This window comes from Paenibacillus sp. P36, assembly GCF_045866505.1.
GTDB classification, from domain to species: domain Bacteria; phylum Bacillota; class Bacilli; order Paenibacillales; family NBRC-103111; genus Paenibacillus_E; species Paenibacillus_E chondroitinus.
Genome location: NZ_AP038372.1, coordinates 7,314,330 through 7,335,426, shown reverse-complemented (window position 1 = coordinate 7,335,426; position 21,097 = coordinate 7,314,330). Strand labels below are relative to the sequence as shown.

At 47.8% G+C, this 21,097-nt stretch carries 25 protein-coding genes and 1 other annotated feature; of the genes, 24 read left to right on the top strand and 1 reads right to left on the bottom strand.

The window, feature by feature from the left end; translation table 11 throughout:
* Positions 1 to 126 precede the first annotated feature (126 nt).
* The 20 genes from ACKTT9_RS32130 to ACKTT9_RS32035 all read left to right on the top strand — a co-directional run bounded on the left by ACKTT9_RS32130 (position 127) and on the right by ACKTT9_RS32035 (position 16,647).
* Positions 127 to 369, top strand: a complete 243-nt coding sequence (locus ACKTT9_RS32130; RefSeq protein ID WP_127455301.1) for a DUF4321 domain-containing protein — start codon at positions 127 to 129, stop codon at positions 367 to 369.
* A 56-nt stretch (positions 370 to 425) separates the two neighbouring features.
* Positions 426 to 1,028 carry a Maf family protein gene (locus ACKTT9_RS32125; protein ID WP_407873158.1) on the top strand — a complete coding sequence of 201 codons (603 nt, stop codon included), beginning with the start codon at positions 426 to 428 and terminating at the stop codon, positions 1,026 to 1,028.
* Between the two features lie 95 nt (positions 1,029 to 1,123).
* Positions 1,124 to 1,576, top strand: coding sequence for an Rrf2 family transcriptional regulator (locus ACKTT9_RS32120; RefSeq protein WP_127455302.1), 453 nt, complete (start codon positions 1,124 to 1,126; stop codon positions 1,574 to 1,576).
* 109 nt (positions 1,577 to 1,685) lie between these two features.
* On the top strand, positions 1,686 to 2,375 hold the full coding sequence (gene radC / locus ACKTT9_RS32115) for a DNA repair protein RadC (RefSeq protein ID WP_157319215.1): 690 nt from the start codon (positions 1,686 to 1,688) through the stop codon (positions 2,373 to 2,375).
* 35 nt (positions 2,376 to 2,410) lie between these two features.
* Positions 2,411 to 3,445 (top strand): rod shape-determining protein, encoded by a 1,035-nt coding sequence (locus ACKTT9_RS32110; RefSeq protein ID WP_127455304.1) that lies wholly within the window; start codon positions 2,411 to 2,413, stop codon positions 3,443 to 3,445.
* A gap of 24 nt (positions 3,446 to 3,469) precedes the next feature.
* Positions 3,470 to 4,342: a rod shape-determining protein MreC gene (gene mreC / locus ACKTT9_RS32105; protein WP_309491798.1), complete on the top strand. Its 873-nt coding sequence runs from the start codon at positions 3,470 to 3,472 to the stop codon at positions 4,340 to 4,342.
* A 13-nt stretch (positions 4,343 to 4,355) separates the two neighbouring features.
* Positions 4,356 to 4,883: a rod shape-determining protein MreD gene (gene mreD / locus ACKTT9_RS32100; RefSeq protein ID WP_127455305.1), complete on the top strand. Its 528-nt coding sequence runs from the start codon at positions 4,356 to 4,358 to the stop codon at positions 4,881 to 4,883.
* Positions 4,884 to 4,955: 72 nt separating this feature from the next.
* On the top strand, positions 4,956 to 5,615 hold the full coding sequence (gene minC / locus ACKTT9_RS32095; protein ID WP_157319213.1) for a septum site-determining protein MinC: 660 nt from the start codon (positions 4,956 to 4,958) through the stop codon (positions 5,613 to 5,615).
* A 42-nt stretch (positions 5,616 to 5,657) separates the two neighbouring features.
* On the top strand, positions 5,658 to 6,452 hold the full coding sequence (gene minD / locus ACKTT9_RS32090) for a septum site-determining protein MinD (protein WP_127455307.1): 795 nt from the start codon (positions 5,658 to 5,660) through the stop codon (positions 6,450 to 6,452).
* A gap of 7 nt (positions 6,453 to 6,459) precedes the next feature.
* Positions 6,460 to 7,608 carry an FtsW/RodA/SpoVE family cell cycle protein gene (locus ACKTT9_RS32085; protein WP_181646267.1) on the top strand — a complete coding sequence of 383 codons (1,149 nt, stop codon included), beginning with the start codon at positions 6,460 to 6,462 and terminating at the stop codon, positions 7,606 to 7,608.
* Between the two features lie 174 nt (positions 7,609 to 7,782).
* A complete protein-coding gene (locus ACKTT9_RS32080; protein WP_407869201.1) occupies positions 7,783 to 8,685 on the top strand; it encodes a peptidoglycan DD-metalloendopeptidase family protein in 903 nt (300 codons plus the stop codon).
* Positions 8,678 to 9,553: a M50 family metallopeptidase gene (locus ACKTT9_RS32075; RefSeq protein WP_407869200.1), complete on the top strand. Its 876-nt coding sequence runs from the start codon at positions 8,678 to 8,680 to the stop codon at positions 9,551 to 9,553. Before ACKTT9_RS32080 ends, ACKTT9_RS32075 begins: the two co-directional genes overlap by 8 nt.
* Before the next feature lie 23 nt (positions 9,554 to 9,576).
* On the top strand, positions 9,577 to 10,740 hold the full coding sequence (locus ACKTT9_RS32070) for an Rne/Rng family ribonuclease (protein ID WP_407869199.1): 1,164 nt from the start codon (positions 9,577 to 9,579) through the stop codon (positions 10,738 to 10,740).
* Positions 10,741 to 10,793: 53 nt separating this feature from the next.
* Positions 10,794 to 10,881, top strand: a sequence feature (ribosomal protein L21 leader region).
* Positions 10,882 to 10,893: 12 nt separating this feature from the next.
* Positions 10,894 to 11,205 carry a 50S ribosomal protein L21 gene (rplU, locus tag ACKTT9_RS32065; RefSeq protein ID WP_127455312.1) on the top strand — a complete coding sequence of 104 codons (312 nt, stop codon included), beginning with the start codon at positions 10,894 to 10,896 and terminating at the stop codon, positions 11,203 to 11,205.
* Between the two features lie 11 nt (positions 11,206 to 11,216).
* On the top strand, positions 11,217 to 11,570 hold the full coding sequence (locus tag ACKTT9_RS32060; RefSeq protein WP_127455313.1) for a ribosomal-processing cysteine protease Prp: 354 nt from the start codon (positions 11,217 to 11,219) through the stop codon (positions 11,568 to 11,570).
* Positions 11,571 to 11,574: 4 nt separating this feature from the next.
* On the top strand, positions 11,575 to 11,886 hold the full coding sequence (rpmA, locus tag ACKTT9_RS32055; RefSeq protein WP_127455314.1) for a 50S ribosomal protein L27: 312 nt from the start codon (positions 11,575 to 11,577) through the stop codon (positions 11,884 to 11,886).
* A gap of 130 nt (positions 11,887 to 12,016) precedes the next feature.
* Positions 12,017 to 12,829: a Spo0B domain-containing protein gene (locus ACKTT9_RS32050; RefSeq protein WP_407869198.1), complete on the top strand. Its 813-nt coding sequence runs from the start codon at positions 12,017 to 12,019 to the stop codon at positions 12,827 to 12,829.
* A 55-nt stretch (positions 12,830 to 12,884) separates the two neighbouring features.
* Positions 12,885 to 14,186 carry a GTPase ObgE gene (gene obgE, locus ACKTT9_RS32045; protein WP_407869197.1) on the top strand — a complete coding sequence of 434 codons (1,302 nt, stop codon included), beginning with the start codon at positions 12,885 to 12,887 and terminating at the stop codon, positions 14,184 to 14,186.
* A 178-nt stretch (positions 14,187 to 14,364) separates the two neighbouring features.
* Entirely contained in the window at positions 14,365 to 15,438 is a 1,074-nt protein-coding gene (locus ACKTT9_RS32040; protein WP_407869196.1) for an anthranilate phosphoribosyltransferase, read from the top strand.
* Between the two features lie 183 nt (positions 15,439 to 15,621).
* Entirely contained in the window at positions 15,622 to 16,647 is a 1,026-nt protein-coding gene (locus ACKTT9_RS32035; RefSeq protein ID WP_407869195.1) for an SH3 domain-containing protein, read from the top strand.
* A 40-nt stretch (positions 16,648 to 16,687) separates the two neighbouring features.
* Here the strand turns inward: ACKTT9_RS32035 and ACKTT9_RS32030 are convergent, their stop codons facing one another.
* The gene (locus ACKTT9_RS32030; RefSeq protein WP_407869194.1) at positions 16,688 to 17,197 is read right to left on the bottom strand and encodes an NUDIX hydrolase; all 510 of its coding nucleotides are present in this window, start codon (positions 17,195 to 17,197) and stop codon (positions 16,688 to 16,690) included.
* A 166-nt stretch (positions 17,198 to 17,363) separates the two neighbouring features.
* Here ACKTT9_RS32030 and ACKTT9_RS32025 point away from each other — a divergent pair, with 166 nt between their 5' ends.
* Genes ACKTT9_RS32025 through pheA form a run of 4 tightly spaced genes read left to right on the top strand, consistent with a single transcriptional unit; the run spans position 17,364 to position 21,032 of the window.
* Entirely contained in the window at positions 17,364 to 17,846 is a 483-nt protein-coding gene (locus ACKTT9_RS32025) for an ACT domain-containing protein (protein WP_407869193.1), read from the top strand.
* A 34-nt stretch (positions 17,847 to 17,880) separates the two neighbouring features.
* Positions 17,881 to 19,167 (top strand): homoserine dehydrogenase, encoded by a 1,287-nt coding sequence (locus tag ACKTT9_RS32020; RefSeq protein WP_127455320.1) that lies wholly within the window; start codon positions 17,881 to 17,883, stop codon positions 19,165 to 19,167.
* 27 nt (positions 19,168 to 19,194) lie between these two features.
* Complete coding sequence (thrB, locus tag ACKTT9_RS32015) at positions 19,195 to 20,172, top strand: homoserine kinase (protein WP_407869192.1); 978 nt, start codon at positions 19,195 to 19,197, stop codon at positions 20,170 to 20,172.
* On the top strand, positions 20,169 to 21,032 hold the full coding sequence (gene pheA / locus ACKTT9_RS32010; RefSeq protein WP_407869191.1) for a prephenate dehydratase: 864 nt from the start codon (positions 20,169 to 20,171) through the stop codon (positions 21,030 to 21,032). The genes thrB and pheA overlap by 4 nt, the downstream gene beginning before the upstream one ends.
* The last annotated feature ends 65 nt before the right edge of the window (positions 21,033 to 21,097 follow it).

Sequence of the window (21,097 nt, the reverse complement as noted above, 5' to 3'; positions counted from 1 at the left end):
ATCTATCTTACTAGGAACAGCTAAGGATGTAAGCAGGTAAGAATCACCATCCGGTTACATTTTCATGGAAAAAATTAGAGTGTGCCCGTATAATAGGGCTTGTACATAGAAGAGAGGATGACAGCGATGAAAAAAGGCACTTTTACCTTAGTCATATTTTTAATCATCGGATTGATAACCGGGATTATCGTCGGCCAGCTGCTGACTCCTGTGCCTGCTCTATCTTTTTTAACCAAATCGGCCTCGATTACTTGGGATCCAAAGGCAGATCTGCAGGTTGTGAAATATGAGCTGCATCTTCTGGTGAGACTAAATTTGTGCAGTATTCTTGGATTAGTGGGTGCTTTCCTCCTGTATCGCAAGTTGTAATTGGCATTGAATCCTATACGGACATTATCATAAGCTAGGAGTTGTTTCTGTTGAATATTTCACCAAACCACGAGCAAAGATTAATTCTTGCTTCATCCTCGCCGCGGAGGCAGGAGCTGATTCAAGGACTTGGACTACCCTATATCATTCGGGTGAGCGACGCGGATGAGACCGTAGAAGGAAAAATAACGCCTTCAGAACTAGTAGAAGTTCTATCGGTACGCAAGGCGTCAACGGTTCGCGAGATGCTGGAGACCAGTGAAAAGCACGGGATTATCGTTGGTTCTGATACGGTTGTTGTGCTTCATAATGAGGTTCTTGGCAAGCCTGTGGATGAAGAGGATTCCTTCCGGATGTTGAAAGGTCTGCAAGGCACAACGCATCAGGTATACAGCGGAGTGGCTTGCATCGATGCAGCTACAGGCAAGCAGGTGGTCTCTCACAGCGTAACGAATGTGAAGATGAAAGCCATGTCAGACGAGCAGATTCGTCGATATATCGCGACAGGCGAGCCTAAGGACAAAGCCGGCTCCTATGCGATTCAAGGGATTGGCGCTACCATCGTCGAAGCCATTGAAGGGGATTATTTTACAGTTGTTGGCTTGCCGCTTTCCTTGCTTAGTGATTTGCTCTTAACCTTCGATATTCAAGTGTTATAATCTCCTTTCTAATCGTTCACACATTGACTGTGCAATCTGTAACGGTTACAATGACAGTAAGCGACATGACATCGCAACTTCAGGGAGGATTGGCCATGAACAGCGAATTTACAATAGCCGTCCACAGTCTCGTATTTCTTGCAAATTTGCCTGATCATATGGCAACCAGTGAAGAAATTGCTACGAATGTATCCACACATTCTGCTCGTATACGCAAAGTTATGGGCTTTCTGCGAAAAGCAGGTTACGTTTCAACCAAAGAAGGCATCGGGGGCGGATTCATTCTCTGCCGTAATCCGGATGACGTGACGCTCGGTGAAATTTACCGATTAACTTGTCATGGTTCTTTGAAGCCAAGCTGGTGTTCCGGCGATGAGAAGAATAACGATTGTATCATTTCATCCAAAATGGATAAATTGATGGGCAACGTTTTCGCAGACGCCGAAAAGCAGATGGAATTATACTTCGATGGTTATACCATCGGCGGTATGCTGGAACGAATCAAAGCTTACGGATGCCCGGAATTGAATAATGAGCAGTTATCCTAGAAGCCCTCGGATCTTATAATCCGGGGGTTTTGTGTCGTTTTAAGACCCTTATCGCGATGAATGGGATACGGATAAGTAACACAACCTACAGATGGAAAGAGGGGAATTGATGGAAGTCACAAGTTTAATGCTTCGTGAAGTACCGACAGAAGAAAGACCAAGAGAGCGAATGCTTCAATATGGAGCTGAGGCGTTAAGCCACGCCGAGCTGTTGGCGATTATTCTTCGAACAGGAACGGTTTCGGAGTCAGCGGTTCGTCTGGCAAGCCGCATCTTGAGCGAGTCCGGAGGATTGCGCAGCCTTGTGGACATGAGCAAGGATCAGCTTACGCAAATCAAAGGCATTGGTGATGCCAAAGCGCTGCAAATTCTAGCCGGTATCGAGCTCGGTCGACGAATTGCCAAAAGCACATTCGCAGAGCGGATTACGATTCGATCACCGAAGGATATCGCGAATTTAATGAGCGAGGAGCTTCGATATTTGCAGAAGGAGCATTTCGTTTGTTTGTTTTTGAATACGAAAAATCATGTGCTTGCGCAAGAAACACTCTCCATGGGCAGCTTGAACGCGTCCATCGTCCATCCCCGCGAAGTTTTCCGTGCAGCGATAAAAAGAAGCAGTGCGTCTATTGTTTGTGTACATAATCATCCTAGCGGAGATCCCACACCAAGCCCGGAAGATATACAGCTAACCCACCGTTTGGTGGAAGCGGGAACTATTATTGGTATTGAAGTGTTGGATCATGTTATCATAGGTGATCAGAGATTCATAAGTTTGAAGGAAGAAGGCTTTATGTAATATAATAGGTTGGCAATAGGAAAGGAGTAACTGCCATGTTTGGAGGCTTTACGAAAGATCTGGGAATTGATTTAGGTACAGCGAATACACTGGTTTATGTAAAAGGCAGAGGAATAATCGTTAGAGAACCATCGGTGGTTGCTCTACGTACGGATACGAAAACAATCGAGGCTGTTGGAGACGCAGCCAAAAAAATGATCGGCCGCACGCCAGGCAACATTCGTGCGATTCGCCCAATGAAAGATGGCGTTATTGCTGATTTTGAAACAACGTCAACCATGATTCGCTACTTTTTGAGACAGGCTCAAAAACAGCGCTGGTTATTCCAACGTCACCCTAATGTGATGGTTTGTGTGCCTTCTGGCATCACGGCCGTAGAGAAACGTGCGGTGGAAGACGCAACGAAACAAGCCGGAGCGCGTGAAGCCTATACGATTGAAGAGCCGTTTGCGGCAGCGATCGGCGCAGATCTTCCTGTGTGGGAACCAACGGGAAGCATGGTTGTCGATATCGGAGGGGGAACCACAGAAGTAGCGGTTATCTCGCTTGGGGGTATTGTGACGAGCCGTTCCATCCGCATTGCCGGGGATGAAATGGACGAGGCCATCATTCAATACATTAAACGTACATACAATCTGATGATTGGGGAACGCACATCGGAAACGCTCAAGATGGAGATTGGTTCTGCACTTCCAATGGAACAGCCGGAAACACTCGAAATCCGTGGACGTGACCTTGTTTCCGGTCTGCCGAAGACAATGAGCGTAACCTCTGATGAGATCACAGAATCATTGACGGATACGGTTAATGCGATCGTTGAAGCTGTGAAAGTTACGCTAGAGAAGTGTCCGCCCGAACTGTCAGCGGATATTATGGACCGCGGAATTGTGTTAACCGGCGGTGGCGGTTTGCTGCGCAACTTGGATCGCTTGCTTGCCAGAGAAACCGGCATGCCCGTTCTGGTTGCAGAGAATCCGCTTGATTGCGTAGCGATTGGGACAGGTCGCGCCTTAGAAAATATTCATTTATTTAAAAATAAATCAGGTTCAGGTTCACGCTATAAGCGTTAATATTCGTCAAGAATTCGTTAGAAGGTGCTCATTTTGTTCAAATTCATGGGAAACAAGAGGCTGATTTTCCTGATGTTCGGTTTAGTCTGCTTCTTTATATTGATGGGATTAACGCTGGGAAACCGGGGACCGATGACATGGCCGGAGAAATTCCTCAAAGACTCGGTATCGTGGACGCAAGGACTCTTCTACAAGCCCGCTGCGCAGGTAGCGGGTTTCTTTGAAGACATTCGGCAGCTTAGAGTCATCTATGAAGAAAATAAGACGCTGAAGCTGACCTTGACGCAGTATGCGCGAGATACCCAACGTCTGAACGATCTGGAATCGCAAAATAAGCGACTGATGGAAGCCCTGGGCTTTACAGAACGACAGCGTCAAGCCAACGCATACACGTATCGGATTGCGGAGGTAGTTACGGTGGATAATGATCCGTACAACAGTACAGTGACGATTAATTTAGGCGACAAGGACGGCATCAAAGAGAACATGGCGGTTATGACGGTCGACGGATTAGTTGGCAGAGTGAGTAAAGTGTTCGGCTTTCATTCCAATGTGCAGCTGTTGAAAGAAATCACGGATTCCGACAACAACTCCAAAGCGATAGCGGTCACTGTGAAAGGCAATGCGAGCCAACCGTTCGGCATGATTGAGTCTTATGACAGCAACACAGGGGAACTCGTGATGAATAAGGTGGAACATGCGGACGACATGAAAGTCGGGGATACGATTATTACATCAGGCTTGGGGCAAGTATTCCCTAAGGGAATTGAAGTAGGGACGATCTCTTCCATAGGTCCAGGGGAATTCGGAATCACCTACAAAGTTATGGTGAAGCCCAAAGCTTCGTTTAACCGTATTCGCGAAGTCTTCGTCGTCGAAGTTCCGGAAGTGAAATGAGGTGAGCCGTTACGTGACTCGACATTTGCTGTGGCTCATTCTATTAGGCTTGTTTATCCTGCAAGGCTCCATTGTGGTTTGGCTGATCCCATCTGCATGGCAAAGCAGCGTTCATGTTACCCCCCATTTTACACTGGTCTTTATCTTGTTCATCGGACTTTTCCATCATCGACATTCTGCACTGATTTATGGGCTTTTGTTCGGTCTGCTGCATGATTTTAACTATTATGGGGCGATGCTCGGCGTGTATTCCTTTGGGATGGGACTGACCGGGTATTTGGCGGGACTGGCGCAGCGCAGGCAGCCTAACCTCATCTTTTATAATCTGCTCATTATAGGCGTCGGTCTGCTGTTGTTTGAGTTCATCGATTTTGGCATTAACCACTTGTTTAAGCTTATTGATATTGAGTTGAAATTTGCTCTCACCCATTACATGCTCCCAAGCGTGCTGTTTAATTTGCTTTTCGCCTTGATTTGCTACGTACCGATTCGCAAGCTGCTCGAAGGAAAGCGGATCGTACCTGCGAATACCGAAGATTAATTTTCCAGGCGGTTAGCAGGAGAATCCACGACAAGAGCCGAAATGTATAGGTTGGGAGGTCGTCATTCAATTATGTCTGTAGCTAAGCACCATGTGATGATAAAAGGGGTCAAGGATGGCCTTGTTTTTTTACTAAACGATGCATGTGAGTGGCAAGATTTGCTGAAAGAGCTGCAGCATAAGCTGGAGAAAACCCATCAGCAAATACTGACCGGACCGATTATTCATGTGCACGTTAAATTAGGCAGCAGGGAAGCAACCGAGGAGCAGAAAGAAGAAATCAGATCTGTCATTAAACAAAAGGGCAATCTGCTGATTCAATCGATCGAAAGCGAACCTCGGAAGGAAGTAGTCGTAGAACCTGCTGCAAGAATGTCAACGCTAAGAGGCATGATTCGTTCGGGACAAACCCTCCATCATGAGGGGGATTTACTTTATTTAGGCGATGTTAATCCAGGCGGAACAATTACCTCTACCGGGAACATTTACATTATGGGCTCGCTTCGCGGAATGGCGCATGCCGGGATTGACGGCGATGATAAAGCGATTATTGCCGCTTCTCATATGCGACCGACCCAATTGCGGATCGCTGGAATTATTAGCCGTTCTCCGGATGAATGGGGCATTGAAGAGGCTTTTATGGAGTTTGCTTATGTGAAAGATGGTAAAATGGAAATCGATAAGCTTCATCAGCTTCATCGGATTTCTCCTGATTCGAATTTGAAATTATAGACTTATATACGTTATAGAAAATAGCGCGTGGGGTGAGAACATATGGGAGAGGCAATCGTTGTTACTTCGGGAAAAGGCGGCGTTGGCAAAACAACGACTTCAGCAAATCTTGGAACAGCATTGGCGCTTTTAGGGAAAAAAGTATGCATGGTGGACACCGATATTGGCCTGCGCAATTTGGATGTCGTCATGGGACTCGAGAACCGAATCATTTATGACCTTGTGGATGTCGCGGAAGGACGCTGCCGTTTACCACAAGCCTTAATCAAAGATAAGCGCTTCGAAGAACTGTATCTTCTGCCTGCCGCTCAGACGAAGGACAAGCATGCGGTATCGCCGGAGCAAGTCAAAGATATTATTCTTGATCTTAAAAAAGACTTTGAATTCGTCATCATAGACTGCCCCGCAGGCATTGAGCAAGGCTTCAAAAATGCGGTAGCGGGCGCTGACAAAGCGATCGTTGTAACGACTCCGGAGAACGCTGCTGTACGGGATGCCGATCGCATTATCGGACTGCTGGAGAATGAGAAAATTTCTTCGCCGAAGCTCATCATTAATCGGATTCGCCCAATGATGATGAAAAAAGGCGAGATGCTGGATATTGACGAAATCTGCTCAGTGCTAGCCATCGATCTGCTCGGCATTGTGCCAGATGACGAACATGTCATTAAGGCGGCCAATGCAGGTGAGCCGACCGTGATGAACCCATCGTCCCGCGCTGCGATTGCTTATCGAAACGTGGCTCGCCGGATCTTGGGCGACACGGTGCCTCTCATGCAGCTCGAAGACAAGACTGGCTGGGTCAAACGTATGAAAAAGTTTATCGGAATAGGATGATCTTGCTGTGCTCGCAAAACTGAAAAACATCGACATTCCTATTGTTGTTATTTTGTTCGCCTTCATGGTTATCAGCACAATGACGGTCTACAGTGCGTCCGTGGATCATCCGTCCATTGTCATCTCGATATCCAAAATTCTTATTCTCTATGCCGTTGGATTACTTGCCTTTCTAGCCTGCAGCCTTTTTGATTATCGTGTACTCATACGGATTGCTCCAGTTTTGTACGGTATCGGTATCGTATCTTTGGTGGCCGTTTATTTTTTCGGTAAAAAAATTCACGGAGCGCGCGGCTGGTTTGAACTTCCGGGAGGCCTGACCTTCCAACCGGCGGAACTTGTGAAGCTGATTTTGATCATTTGTGTGACAGCGCTGCTGGCCAAACGCGGCGGTGAGCTGCTGCAAATCAAAAACGATCTGATCCCTGTATGCGCGGCTGTTCTGCTTCCGTTTATTCTCGTCTTGATTCAGCCGGACTTGGGGAATGCGATCATCTTCGTTATTATCCTGCTCGGTATGCTTTGGATCGGGAACATCAAATACACGCACGTTTTGTTGAGCGTCGTTATCTTTGCAGGGCTGGGTTTCTTGCTGCTCACCCTTTATAAGACGTTTCATACAAGTTTGTTTGAAACACTCAAAGCGTACGGCTTCAGCCACTGGATGGACCGTATCGACACCTACCTATACCCGCAAGATGTAACGGAAGATGATAGTTATCAAGTGAAAAATGCGATTCGAGCAATCGGTTCAGGCGGTCTTGAAGGGGAAGGTTATCTCAAGGGGACTTCTGTCCACAGTAACTTCATTCCTTTTGCTTATTCGGATTCCATCTTTGTTGTAGTGGGGGAAGAATTCGGCTTCAGAGGTTCTGCCGTTCTGCTGCTCATCTATTTCTTGCTTATCTATCGCATGATTCTGATCTCCATTCAAAGCACTCAGCTTAGCGGAGCTTATATCGTGGTTGGCGTTGTCTCTATGTTCGTCTTTCAAATTTTTGAAAATGTGGGCATGATGATCGGCATTATGCCATTAACGGGAATCACCCTGCCATTCGTTAGTTATGGGGGAACCTCGCTTTTGATCAACATGCTGTCGCTTGGCCTGGTGATGAGCGTTAAGCTCCATCAGGATCGTGAACCGGAATTGTTTTAAAAAGGATAAGTCCCTGGCGATTAGCCAGGGCTTTTTTCTGTCCGATCGGAGGCGTTTCCCTGCGGATTATCACATAATCTTGTCCTTCTTCTCATAGGCTGTACTATGCGAGAATTGTGAATACAGCGATATGAAGATTGTTTTCCGGGAGGAAAACGTTTGGGAGGGGCTTCCATGGAAGTCAAAGATAAAGTGAAACAAAGGCGATTGGAACGGCTTCGCCATTTGCGCGAATCATCTGAGCTTGCGAACGTCAAGGAAAGTCCGGCGAGAGCAACCAGAGTGATGGAACATGTGCCTGTGCCGCCGCCACGGCAGCAGCAGGTGGAGCTTCCGCTTTATGTGGATGCGGACTGGAAAAGGCGTATGGAAGATCCCGAATATGCTTGGCAGGAGAAAATATTGATGGACAAGACGCTAAGCGGCGGCGGACCACCGGAAGATGGAGAGAGAGGGCTATTTGCGCCTCCTTCACCACGCAAAATAGCGGTCAAGCTGTTGGTTAGCTGTGTGCTTTTTGCCTCTCTGTACGGCATGTTTCAGTTGAATCAGCCATGGGCGAATAAAGGCAAGCAGTTCGTTGCGGCTTCGTTAACACAGTCTTATGATTTCAACGCCTTATCGACTTGGTATACGAATCAATTCGGTGGCTCGCCGTCCTTTATTCCGAGCTTTAATCGTGTAGGGGACGAGGCTGTAAAGGTAAGTACCTCTAAGCGGACCCTGTATGCCCCAGTAAAAGGGAGTATCATCAAGCCGTTCGATGGGACCAACCAACTTGGCGTCACGCTAAATACGGCGGAGTATGCGCCTGTCTATGCGCTGGACACGGGACAAGTCGTTTTCTCCGGAGTTTCGGCTGAAACGGGTACAACGGTTATCATCCGCCATCCAGGAGGAATGCAGTCCCTGTACGGGGGGTTAAGCGAGGTTAGCGTTGAAACAGGAGATTGGATGAAGGTAGGAGAACTCGTCGGCAAAGCCTCTAAGAAAGATCCGGCCAAAGGCACACTTTATGTCGCGTTTACGAGAGATGGCCGCCCTGTGAACCCAACGGATGTGATCTCCTTTGATTAAATTAGCCGGAACGACCTATCGGTTTCACCCTTTATTTACACTTGTTCTAATAGGCTCTGCTTTGACGGGCTATTTTCTTGAGGCGATTACCTTATTTGGTATCGTTCTCGTTCATGAACTCGGTCATCTAGCTGCTGCTAACGGCTTCGGCTGGCGGGTGCGGGAGGTTCAATTGCTCCCTTTCGGCGGTGTGCTTGTTGTTGATGAGCTAGGAAGTGTACCGACCTGGGAGGAGCTCGTGGTTGCTCTAGCCGGGCCGCTGCAGCACGTATGGCTGATTATTCTGGCGCTTCTTATGAAGTGGCTGGAGGTTGGGGCCGCGAGTTGGTGGGATTACTTTATTGAAGCTAACATCATGATCTGTCTGTTCAACCTTCTTCCGGTCATGCCGCTGGATGGCGGAAAAGTGATGCAGTCCTTACTTGGGTATTTATTGTCGTACCATAACACGATTTTATATTCGGTTTGGATATCGATGTTCTTAAGTCTTGGCATCATTGTGATGGCAATTCTACAGCTGATTAGCGGGCAGCTGCCGCTGAATATATTAGTGATCGGCATTTTTCTGCTAGTGTCAAATTGGTATGCGTACCGGCAGCTGCCGTATCACTTTTTTCGCTTTCTGATTGGCCGCGGGAGCCGGGTAAGCCTGCTGCTGAGTCGCGGTACTCTGGCGCAGCCGATCGTCATAACGAAACAGCGGACAATGGCCGATACGTTGAAGCTTTTTATGCGGGAAAAATACCATTTAATTTACATTGTCAACGAGGCGGGACGCATTCAAGCTATATTGCCTGAACAGCAGTTGGTGAGCGGTTATTTGGATGGAAAAAAACCGGGGAGTGCAGTTTCCGATCTTTTCATGTAAAATAACTGGTGAGGTGAACGTGTATGAAGCAACTTATAATTCACTGCGCACCGGAGCTTACACAAGCGGCATTGCTGGAAGAAGGTCGCCTTGTTGAGTATGATTCGCAGTATCCGCTTGATTCCCAACGAGCAGGCAGCATCTACATGGGTCGCATCGTCAACGTACTTCCCGGCATGCAGGCGGCATTTGTCGATATTGGACTTGCGAAAAATGCCTTTCTTTATATAGACGATCTCCTCCCTGTCCATTTGGACAAGCAACCTAAGATTAAACCCTCAATAACGGAGCTTGCTGAAGTTGGGCAATTGCTTATGGTACAAGTATCCAAAGACCCGCAAGGCACCAAAGGAGCAAGAGTAACGACGCATGTTTCAATTCCTGGCCGCTGGATTGTGTATATGCCAGGTGCTGACTACATCGCAATTTCCCGTAAAATTGACCTGGAAGTCGAAAGACAGCGCCTCAAGCAGCTGGCAGAAGGCAATTTGCTCCCTGGCGAAGGGGTTATCCTCCGGACGGGTTCTCTTGGCCAAAGCGAAGAAGCGATCCGCGACGATTTGCAAAATTTGCGTGAATTGTGGCAAATGATTCAATCCAAAGCACAAAGCGCAGAGTCTCCTGCGCAGCTTTATCAAGATCTGGATCTCTTACCGCGCTTAGCCCGTGACGTGATTACTTCGGAAGTGAACGAAGTTTGGCTTAATGATTCCAAAGTGTTCGAAGAGATGAGACAGCTGCTTCGCAAGCAGCACCCGAGTTGGCGGGGGCGAATCGCTTTCTACGACCGGAAGACTCCGCTGTTCGATCATTTTGGCGTAACGGAAGAGTTGAATGTAAGCTTTAGAAGGAAGATATGGCTGCCAAGCGGCGGCTACTTGATTATTGATCAGACCGAAGCGTTGACGGTTATTGATGTGAACACAGGCAGATATACCGGATCGATTAATTTGGAGCAAACAGTCACGGATATTAATCGTGAAGCGGCAAGTGAGATTCCAAGGCTTCTGCGCCTGCGGAATATTAGAGGCATTATTATCGTTGATTTTATTGATATGATTTCGGAAGTCAACCGCGCGGCGGTTATGGAGAACATTACGCAGGCTGTGCGCAAGGATCGTTCCAAAACGATCATCGTTGGCTGGACGAAGCTAGGCTTGCTGGAAATGACGCGAAAACGCAAATAAAACATTGCATATCAAAATGTTTCTGTGATATAATACTCGGAGTGTGTTGTTTAGGCATGCTGTAACCGCACGAAACGGGTTGAAGCACGGTTGGATATTCATCCGGACCGTCACCTGGACAAGGCGAGTCTGAGACATGAGGAGGTCATGAAAATGTACGCAATTATTGAAACAGGTGGTAAACAGTACAAAGTTCAAGAGGGCGATGTTCTTTACATCGAGAAATTGAACGCAGCTGAAGGTGAAGTTGTTTCTTTTGATCGTGTGCTTATGGTATCCAAAGAGAGCGGCGTAGTTGTAGGTGCTCCATTGGTATCCGGTGCTGCAGTTTCCGCGAAAGTGGAGAAACACGGCAAAGGCGCGAAAGTTATCGTGTATAAGTACAAGCCGAAAAAGAACTACCACAAAAAGCAAGGTCATCGTCAACCATACACAAGAGTTGTAGTTGAGAAAATCCAAGCGTAAGAGGCGAGCTTATGATCTACGTGACCATAAAGCGTCTAGTACCGGATTCACCTCAAATTGTATCTTTTGTAGTGGAAGGCCATGCTGAATTTGACGTACCAGGCAAAGACTTAGTCTGTGCTGCAGTATCGGCGGTAACGTTCGGTACATATAATTCGATTGAATCCTTAACGGGGGTCATTCCTATTCACGAGATGGAACGCGGCTTTATGGATATTACGATACCAGACAGCGCACGGACTGTACCGGAGAAATGGAGCCAGATTCAAGTGATTCTGGAATCGATGGTCGTCATGCTAGAAACCATTGCAGACAATTACGGTGACTATATAACGATTAAAACAATCTATAACAAAGGAGGATAACATCATGTTGAAATTGGATCTCCAGTTTTTCGCTTCCAAGAAGGGTGTAGGTTCCACAAAGAACGGACGTGACTCCCACTCTAAGCGCCTTGGCGCTAAACGTGCAGACGGTCAAACCGTAACTGCAGGAAGCATTCTCTATCGCCAACGCGGTACGAAAATTCACCCAGGAACGAACGTGGGCATTGGTTCGGATGATACACTTTTCGCTTTAGTACCAGGCGTAGTGAAATTCGAGCGTCTTGGCCGCGATCGCAAAAAAGTGAGTGTATACCCAGTTGATGTAGCTCCTGTGGCTGCAGCTCTAGAAGCGTAATGAGAATCCCTGGCGAGCGATAAGCCCGTCAGGGATTTTTTCCTCATATGAAGATAACCTCTAATCGCGGTCAGTCATTATGGATGGCCAAGGGCAGAGGTTTTCTCATTTGTTTGGTGACGTTTGCAAGATGGCCATGCTATACTGGATAAACGGTTACAAAGCAGGGAGAACGGAGCGGACGGGAATGAAACGAGTGAGCAGCGCACAGGCTTATTTATTGGCACTTGTGCTCATTGGGTTAACGGGAATGTTATTTCTAGAACCCTGGATTGTCAGGGTGGCATTACTCCTAATCGTCGTCATTTGCGGTTACACAGCTTTTAAATTGCAGGAAAGCAGCGTTCGAGAGAAACAGCACCAAGAACTTCGGGAGCAGGAAGAGCTTGCTCAGAGGAATTTGATACAGGTCATCAACCGATTGCGTCATGATTGGATGAACGATACCCAGATTTTATTTGGTTATATTCAGTTGAAGAAGTTTGATAATTTACAGCCTTATATGGAAAAAATAAAAATGACTATGCAGCAGGAAAGCAATCTATCCAAGCTGGGTATCCCCTCTTTAATTGCTTACTTGCTGTTGTTCCGAGTGCAGTCAAAGTCCTTAGAGCTCGAAGTTGCCTTAGACGAAGAGATAAATTTGGGACAGCTTCCTTTGCGAAGCGGACTGATTGAGAGATTAGTCAGGCAAACGGTTGAATGCGTGCAGGCGCATGCGGCAACAAGTGACGATGAGAGCGGCAAACTAAGCTTGGAATTTGAGCTTCAAGAAGATGGCTTACTGCTTGATTTCGTATATCAAGGTCCTTATCGCAGGGACCAGCTGGAAAACGCAGTGAAGGAAATGTTGCGCTCTCATGCCCATTCATCTTCACTTGAGAATAGCGATTGGCAAGAGGAAGAAGCGGTTATCACGGTACGACTGCCGTTTCTTACATAATAGAGGGATCTTGGGCTTTCATTGACCAAAGTCCCATCTTAGTTGAGGTGTAGAAATGTTTGTAGATAAAGCGAAGGTTTTTGTAAAAGGCGGCGACGGCGGCGATGGTTTAGTTGCATTTCGGCGCGAGAAATATGTACCGGAAGGCGGTCCAGCCGGCGGTGACGGAGGCAATGGCGGCGATGTGATTTTTCGCGTCGACGAGGGTCTTCGTACCCTGATGGATTTCCGCTATCAGAAGCATTTTAAGGCGGATCGCGGCGAGAAGGGCCGCAATAAATCCATGCACGGCGCTAACGCGGAGGACATGATCGTTCGCATCCCGCCGGGGACAACCGTGATTGACGATGATACGCAAGAAATCATCGCAGACTTGACGCGCCATGGCCAGGAAGTCGTTGTGGCCAAAGGCGGCCGTGGCGGCCGGGGCAACACGCGTTTCGTCACACAGCGCATCACAGCGCCGGAGATTGCCGAGAACGGCGAGGAAGGTGTAGAGCGCTGGGTTGTGCTGGAGATGAAAGTGATGGCGGACGTCGGCCTAGTCGGTTTCCCTAGCGTAGGGAAATCTACGCTGCTGTCGGTTGTTTCTGCCGCGAAGCCCAAAATCGCAGCGTACCACTTTACAACCCTTACCCCGAATCTTGGGGTTGTCGATGTCGGCGACGGACGCAGCTTCGTTATGGCGGACCTTCCCGGTTTGATCGAAGGAGCGCACGAAGGCGTGGGCCTTGGGCATGAGTTCCTGCGTCATGTGGAACGGACGCGAGTTATCGTACATGTCGTGGACATGTCCGCAGCGGATGGACGCGATCCTTATCAAGATTTCCTGATGATCAATGAGGAAATAAAGCTCTATAACGCTAAATTGGAGCAGCGTCCGCAAATCGTTGTTGCTAATAAAATGGACATGCCGGAGTCCGAGGACAATCTTGCTTTGTTCAAGGAACAGCTTGCTGCAGATGGCAAAGAGTTTGAGGTGTATCCAATCTCCGCTTTAACACGTGGTGGTGTGCAGGAGCTTCTCTATAAGATTTCTGAAATCGTAGAGAGCATTCCGCAAGCGCCTGAAGTGGAAGGCGTAGCAGAGAAAGAAGAGCGTAAAGTGTATCGCTTCGAGAAACAAGAAGAGAATGATTACACGATTCGTCGCGTAAACGATGTCTTCGTGATCGAGAGTTCTTCGATTGACAAGTTGATCAAACGTACGAACTTCAGCACGCAGGACGGCGTCGCGCGATTCGCCCGCATTTTGCGGAACATGGGGATTGATCAAGATTTGCGCAGCCGGGGCGCTGTGCATGGACAGACGATTCAGATCGGTGATTTTGATTTTGAGTTTGATGAAAAAGGCTAATGGGAACACTCATCCTTTGGGATGGGTGTTTTTTTGTTGTGGCGCGCCCTGATTAATGTCACAATACTTGACATATAAATTGGAAAGTATTACGATTTCCTTATAAAAACAATATTTATGTTATTAAACATGACATTAATTTTAAGGGCTGGAGCTCTAATAGGAAGGAGGATGAACGATGAAAAGATGGATTCAAGCGATCGGTTCGGGCCAGCAGGGAACCACGCGCGATCTCACGTACGAAGAAGCTTTGGAAGCAGCGCATGAAATGGCCAGAGGAAATTCTACCGACGCGCAATGTGCAGCTTTCTTGATGGCGCTATGTATGAAAGGTGAAGCTGATGAAGAGATGAGGGCGTTTATTGACGTTTTTCACAGCTATGCCCAACCTTATCATCCATTTGCGGATTCGCTTAATTGTGCAGGCCCTACGGAAGGGCGTCAATTTTTTCCCGTTACATTACCTGTTAGTCTCTTGCTTGCCTCAGTAGGTTTCTCCCAAGTGCTGCATGGAGGCGATTCTCTCCCGTCAAGACAGGGAACAGCCATGCAAGAAATTTTGGAAAGCTTCGGCGTTGCCATGGATTTATCGGCCAAAGCTTGGGAAACCATGCTGTTTCATTTGCACATTGGCTTCCTGGATACCGATCAACTCTGTCCACCGCTTGGAAAGTTGAAACAGGTTCGTGAACAGATAGGGCTGAGAACGGTCATCGATATGATTGAGAAAGTGATGAATCCTGTACAGTCCATGAATATGATTATTGGCGTCAATCAGCGGAAAACGATGGAGTCGCTCATTCCCATCTCTATGAGATCCGGCGTACAAAGCATTTATCTGGTGAACGGTATCGAGGGCTCTGAAGATTTGCCGATTTACCAAAACAGCACAATCCGCATCGTGACCCCTTGGGGAGACGAGTCGCGCGTGGTGGAACCGCAGAAATTCGGCTTTCTAAGCGGCCCCCTGCAGCCCATGGACAAGGCTGAGCAGCTCTCATCGCTGCGCCGTATTATCGGCGGTGAGAATACCGAAGAGCTGAAGCGGGAGCGTGATCACGTTATTTTTAATGCTGGATTGAGATTGACTTGGTTCGATAAGGTGGGAAGTTATGAGGAAGGCTTTCAATTAGCGGAATCTTTATTGCAAAGGAGAGAAGCTCAGAAGGTGATGCAGAAATGGGTGGATCAGAGTCATCGTTTCACACTGCAAGACTATCCTCACAACGATTCCTCTTCAAAAATTGGATAAAAAGACCATTCTGCGGTTAATTCGGCAAAAATGGTCTTTTTTTTATTTCTACCCTCTGAAACAAGCTCCCCCCTGCGAAATGATATAAGAGGCAACGCTTTCGGTGCCGGACGACCTGGCACAAGCAAGATCACGAAAGTCGATGCACAACGTGAAAAGCAGAACGCTAAGGAGGCATACAACATGAAAAAACAAATACTCACCCTAGCGCTGGTTCCAGCACTTATTTTCGGCGCAGTTACCGTTCCTATGGCCAAAGAAGCTTCGGCCGCTACGACGACCACAACGGGTCAAATCGTAAGCTCCGTCAGTTTCCGTCAAGGTGCAAGCACGGATGCTGCCCGTATTCGCTACTTGAAGGCAGGCGAGAAAGTAACCATCTTGTCCAAAGTGAATAGCTATTGGTACAAAGTAAGAGCATCCGATGGCAAGGAAGGATATGTAAGCACCGACTCCAAATACATAAAAACGTCTAGCGTGACAACGCCGGACGGTTCCGATAATAACAGCGGTTCAACGTCAACGGGACAAATTGTAAGCTCCGTCAGTTTCCGCCAAGGTGCAAGTACGGATGCTGCCCGTATTCGTTACTTGAAGGCAGGCGAGAAAGTGACCATCTTGTCCAAAGTGAACAGTTATTGGTACAAAGTAAGAGCGTCCGATGGCCAGGAAGGATATGTAAGCACAGATTCCAAGTACATTAAAACTTCAGGTGTAACATCGCCAGGAGATTCAAACAATAACGGTGGTACAAGCGGCGGAACCGCCAGTGAAAAAGCGCAAAAAGTGATTGCGGCCGGCAAAAAATATTTAGGAACACCTTATGAATATGGGTCTAGCCGTGATAATACCAACACGTTTGACTGCTCTGACTTCGTTCGTCAAGCTTTCTTGGACGGGATTGGGTTGAAATTGCCAAGCGACTCCAGAGGGCAAGGGAGTTATGTGAAATCACTCGGTAACGCCAAAACCGATTGGCATGATTTGAAACCTGGCGATCTCATGTTCTTCATGGATTACAAAGGGACAAGCAAGTCAAATTACAGCGGTATCGATAAATCGAAACAAACAATCTCACACGTGGCCATATACTTAGGCAATGGGCAGATTTTATCGACGTATTCCAAGGAAAGCGGCGGAGTTCGCATTGATTCCTTTGAAAATCGTCACTGGGAATACCGCTTCTTATATGGCGGCAGCGCACTTTAAAATTCAAAAAGCAGACTTCGAAATCGAAGTCTGCTTTTTTTTATACTTCCATAGGATCAACAAATGGATGCCAATGAATGGTAGGTAAATTGCTTTGTTCGCTTACGCCAGCAGAGCCGATCCAGGGGGTTGTAGTAGGTCCAGCAACTAAATAATGCTCCAGCAAATTGCTGAAAATAAATGGAAGAGGACGTTCTAGAACAAGATCTTTCGGAACCCAGTGCAGCTCACCTTCAGGGGTCGTGATACGGGGATTCACATCGGTGTAGCCGACGTAGAAAAACTGCTGCCGAACTTCTTGTCCATTCAAACGCAGTAAAATATACTGCAAGCGAAGTTCTTGGATTTCATCGTGTTCTATGCCAGTCTCCTCCCATATTTCACGTAAGCACGCGGCACGCGGGTTGTTTAGTTCATCTGGCTCTAAATGACCCCCGATGGCAGCCCACAGTCCAGGGGACAGTGTGCGCGTTAAAGAGCGTTTCATCATAAGCAATTCATTCCGGCTGTTCCATAGGAGAGCGGTAGACATCATACGCAATGTAATCATGGTGGCGATCCCTTTCTTTTTCTAGTACACTCAGCTTAGCACAAGTAAACTAGCTCCTGCAAAGAAGGTAGTTTCAGAGCAATTTGCCTATTGCTTCAGACCTCACGATTCGATATAATGTCCTCTATAGGTAAACAATAGTCTTTCTAGAGAGGACGGTAAGGTCGTGCCGGAAAGCAAAGAGTTTCTACAAACGATCAAGCACACCGGTCCTGAGAGGTACTACTTAGTCCGGGAAGATATTTTGCCAGAAGGTGTACTGAAAACGGTACAGGCCAAAGAGCTGCTCGCTCGGGGTGAAGTGAAGACGATTCATGATGCCGTGGAACAGGTTGGACTCAGCCGCAGCGCTTTTTATAAGTACAAAGATGGCATTCATTCGCTAAATAAGCTGGAAAGAGAGCGTATCGTAACGATTTCGATGGATTTGGAGCATCGGTCGGGGATTTTGTCCCGCGTTCTTGCGCTTATAGCTAATTTGGAAGGGAATGTGCTTACGATTCATCAGACGATTCCGCTGCAAGGGATGGCCAATGTCGTCATTTCTGTTGAAACCTCAACGATGGGGGAAGAGATTCGTCAGATTTTGGACCGGCTGCAGTCGCAAGAAGGAGTTAAGCGTGCCGTGATTATCGGTCAGGGCAGTTAAGATAAACATACTACTATTCGGGAGGACGAACGAAATGAAACCGATCAAGGTTGGATTACTGGGACTAGGCACAGTAGGAACAGGTGTCGTACGTATTATTGAAGGACATCAAGAGGATTTACACCGTCAGACAGGCTCTGCGATCGAAATTGCCAAAATTTTGGTGCAAGATAAATCAAAGCTTCGCAACATTTCCGTAGACGCGGACAAGCTGACTGAAAATGTTTGGGATGTTATCAGCGATAGCGAAATTGATGTCGTTGTTGAAGTGATGGGCGGCGTTTCCGCTACGAAAGATCATATTCTAACGGCTCTGGGCAACGGAAAGCACATTGTGACGGCGAATAAGGATCTCATGGCGATGCACGGTGCTGAAATTTTGGCGAAAGCAGCTGAGCACGGCTGTGACGTTTTCTATGAAGCAAGTGTTGCCGGCGGTATTCCGATCATCCGTGCACTCGTAGAGGGCTTCTCGTCTGACCGTATTACGAAGATCATGGGGATTGTTAACGGAACAACGAACTATATTTTAACCAAAATGAGCCAAGAAGGCGCGGCTTACGCTGATGTGCTGAAAGAAGCCCAAGCGCTTGGTTATGCAGAGGCTGACCCGACGTCCGATGTTGAAGGACTTGACGCTGCCCGCAAAATGACGATTCTTTCCACACTTGGTTTCCATGCCAATGTTAGCCTTAGCGATGTCGAAGCAAAAGGAATTTCTAAAGTAACAAAAGAAGACATTCAATACGGCAAGAAATTAGGATACGAAGTGAAGCTGCTTGGTATTGCTGAAAATCATGACGGACATATCTCCGTAAGCGTTCAGCCTACGATGGTGAAGAGCTCTCACCCGCTTGCTTCCGTAAATGGCGTGTTCAATGCCGTGTACGTGACGGGCGAAGCGGTTGGCGAGACAATGTTCTACGGAGCCGGCGCAGGCGAACTGCCTACAGCCACATCTGTTGTAGCGGATTTGGTTGCCGTTGTCCAGAACTTGAAGCTTGGTGTGAGTGGACGCAGGGTGCTTGCCCCTTACAAGGAGAAGAAACTGAAAACGGATGAGCAAATCGCATGCAAAAACTTCATTCTTTTGCACGTTGAAGATAAAGCTGGTGTGCTTGCGCAAATTACGCAAATTTTTGCTGAGCATGAAGTCAGCCTGGAGTCCGTCTTCCAGCATCCGAACAAGCACAACCCGAAAGCTGAAATTATCATCATTACACATGACGCCAACCAAGCCAGCATGAAAAATGTGCTGAAGCAGTTTGAATCCATGGACGTTATCCACGCCATCAAAAGCGTCTACCGCGTTGAAGGCTAATCTATTGAAAAGAGGCGCAATTTCGAAATGAGTTATAAGGCAGTGCAAAAGGTAAGAGTGAAAGTGCCGGCAAGTACGGCAAACTTAGGTCCTGGCTTTGACTCACTGGGGATGGCCTTGAATTTATATGCCTGGATTGATATGGCCATCTCGGAGCAAACCACGATTGATTTGATCGGTGATCAAATGCACGGGATTCCAACGGACAAGACGAATCTCATTTATAAAGTTGCGCAAATGGTATTTCAAGAAGCAGGCGTCTCCCACCCGGAGCTGTCTATCTCGATGTACAGCGATATTCCGCTAACCCGCGGACTGGGCAGCAGCGCGTCGGCGATTGTTGGCGCTCTGGCCGGAGCCAATGCACTGATTGGCAATAAGCTCACAGAATATGAGCTGTTCCAAATTGCAAGCCGCCTGGAGAAGCATCCTGACAATGTAGGAGCAAGCCTTTTTGGCGGCATCGTGGTTGCGTTCTGGGACGGAGAGAAGGCGGAATCCATCCGGATCGAGCCGGACCCGAACCTGGAGGTGCTGGTGGCGATTCCAGCCTTCCAATTGGCTACAGAGAAGGCGAGAGGCGTTATGCCGAAGCAGGTAGCCATGAAGGATGCGGTGTTCAACCTCAGCCACTCATCGCTGCTTGTTGCCGCACTTATCACAGGCAACCTGGGGATGATCCGTCATGCCATGAAGGACGCGCTGCATCAGCCGTATCGCGCGCCTCTTATTCCCGGCATGAAGACGCTGCTCGAGCAAGCCGAGAATCACGGCGCGCTTGGGGTTGCACTAAGCGGAGCAGGGCCAACCATGCTAGCGCTGGTGGACCAGCGAAGCGGCCGCAAGGCGGAGCTGGAAGGTTTTTTGAAAGAGACGCTGGCTAAGGAAGGTATCGAGGCACAGACGTTGTGGTTAAAGCCAAGCCGTGAAGGTGTAATAACGACTGCGCTGCAGGAAAACGACGGGGATCTCCAGTCCTTCGTAGACAAGGAGGTTCATGCATGAAGCGAGTCGCGATTCTTGGACCGAGCACTTTTTCGGAAGAGGCTACCCGCCATTTTTTGGGCGAGGACTTTACCTACGTTTCTTATAAGTTAATTTCCGAAGTCTTCAACGCAACATCGTCCGGTGAAACGGATCTGGGCGTTATCCCCATCGAAAATACACTTGAAGGCTCCGTTCATCTGCATGTGGACTGGCTCGTTCATGAAGTGGATCTTCCGATTCGGGCGGAATGGGTGTTTCCCATCGATATGAATCTCATCGGGTACCCTGCTCCTGAGGGGAGAACGGATGATTCGAATCCATTTGGGTATATCCGCAAGGTGCTGTCTCATCACGTCGTGCCTGCACAGTGCAGCCGTTTTATGAAGCAATATTTAAGCGGAGCGGAATTTGAACAAGTCAGTTCTACGGCAGAAGGAGTACGGATTGTTTCTTCTCTTCAGGATCCTTCGGTTGCGGCCATCGGAACGGCCATTGCTTCTACGAACTATGGCGTGCCTATGCTGCAAAAAGAAATCCAGGACCACAAAGACAACATGACACGTTTCTTGCTGGTCGGCAAGGAAGCTTCCGAGCTGAAATCCTCGGAGGACATGAAGACGACAATTCTTGTCACGCTGCCGGAAGATTATCCGGGCGCTCTTCACCAGGTGCTCTCAGCCTTCGCTTGGCGGAGAATCAATCTTTCCAAAATTGAGTCCAAGCCAACGAAGAAAAAATTGGGCACTTATTATTTTTACATTGATATAGCGGGCTCTTTGGACTCCGTTCTGCTCCCATCGGCGATTCAAGAAATTGAAGCGATTGGGTGTCAGGTCCGCATATTAGGCTGTTATCCTAGCTATCCCTATACGAATTAACTCTAAGATCCTCCGGCTCTCCAGCGCGGGGGATTTTTTTTGTCCGAAAGGGGCAAAAGCCTAGA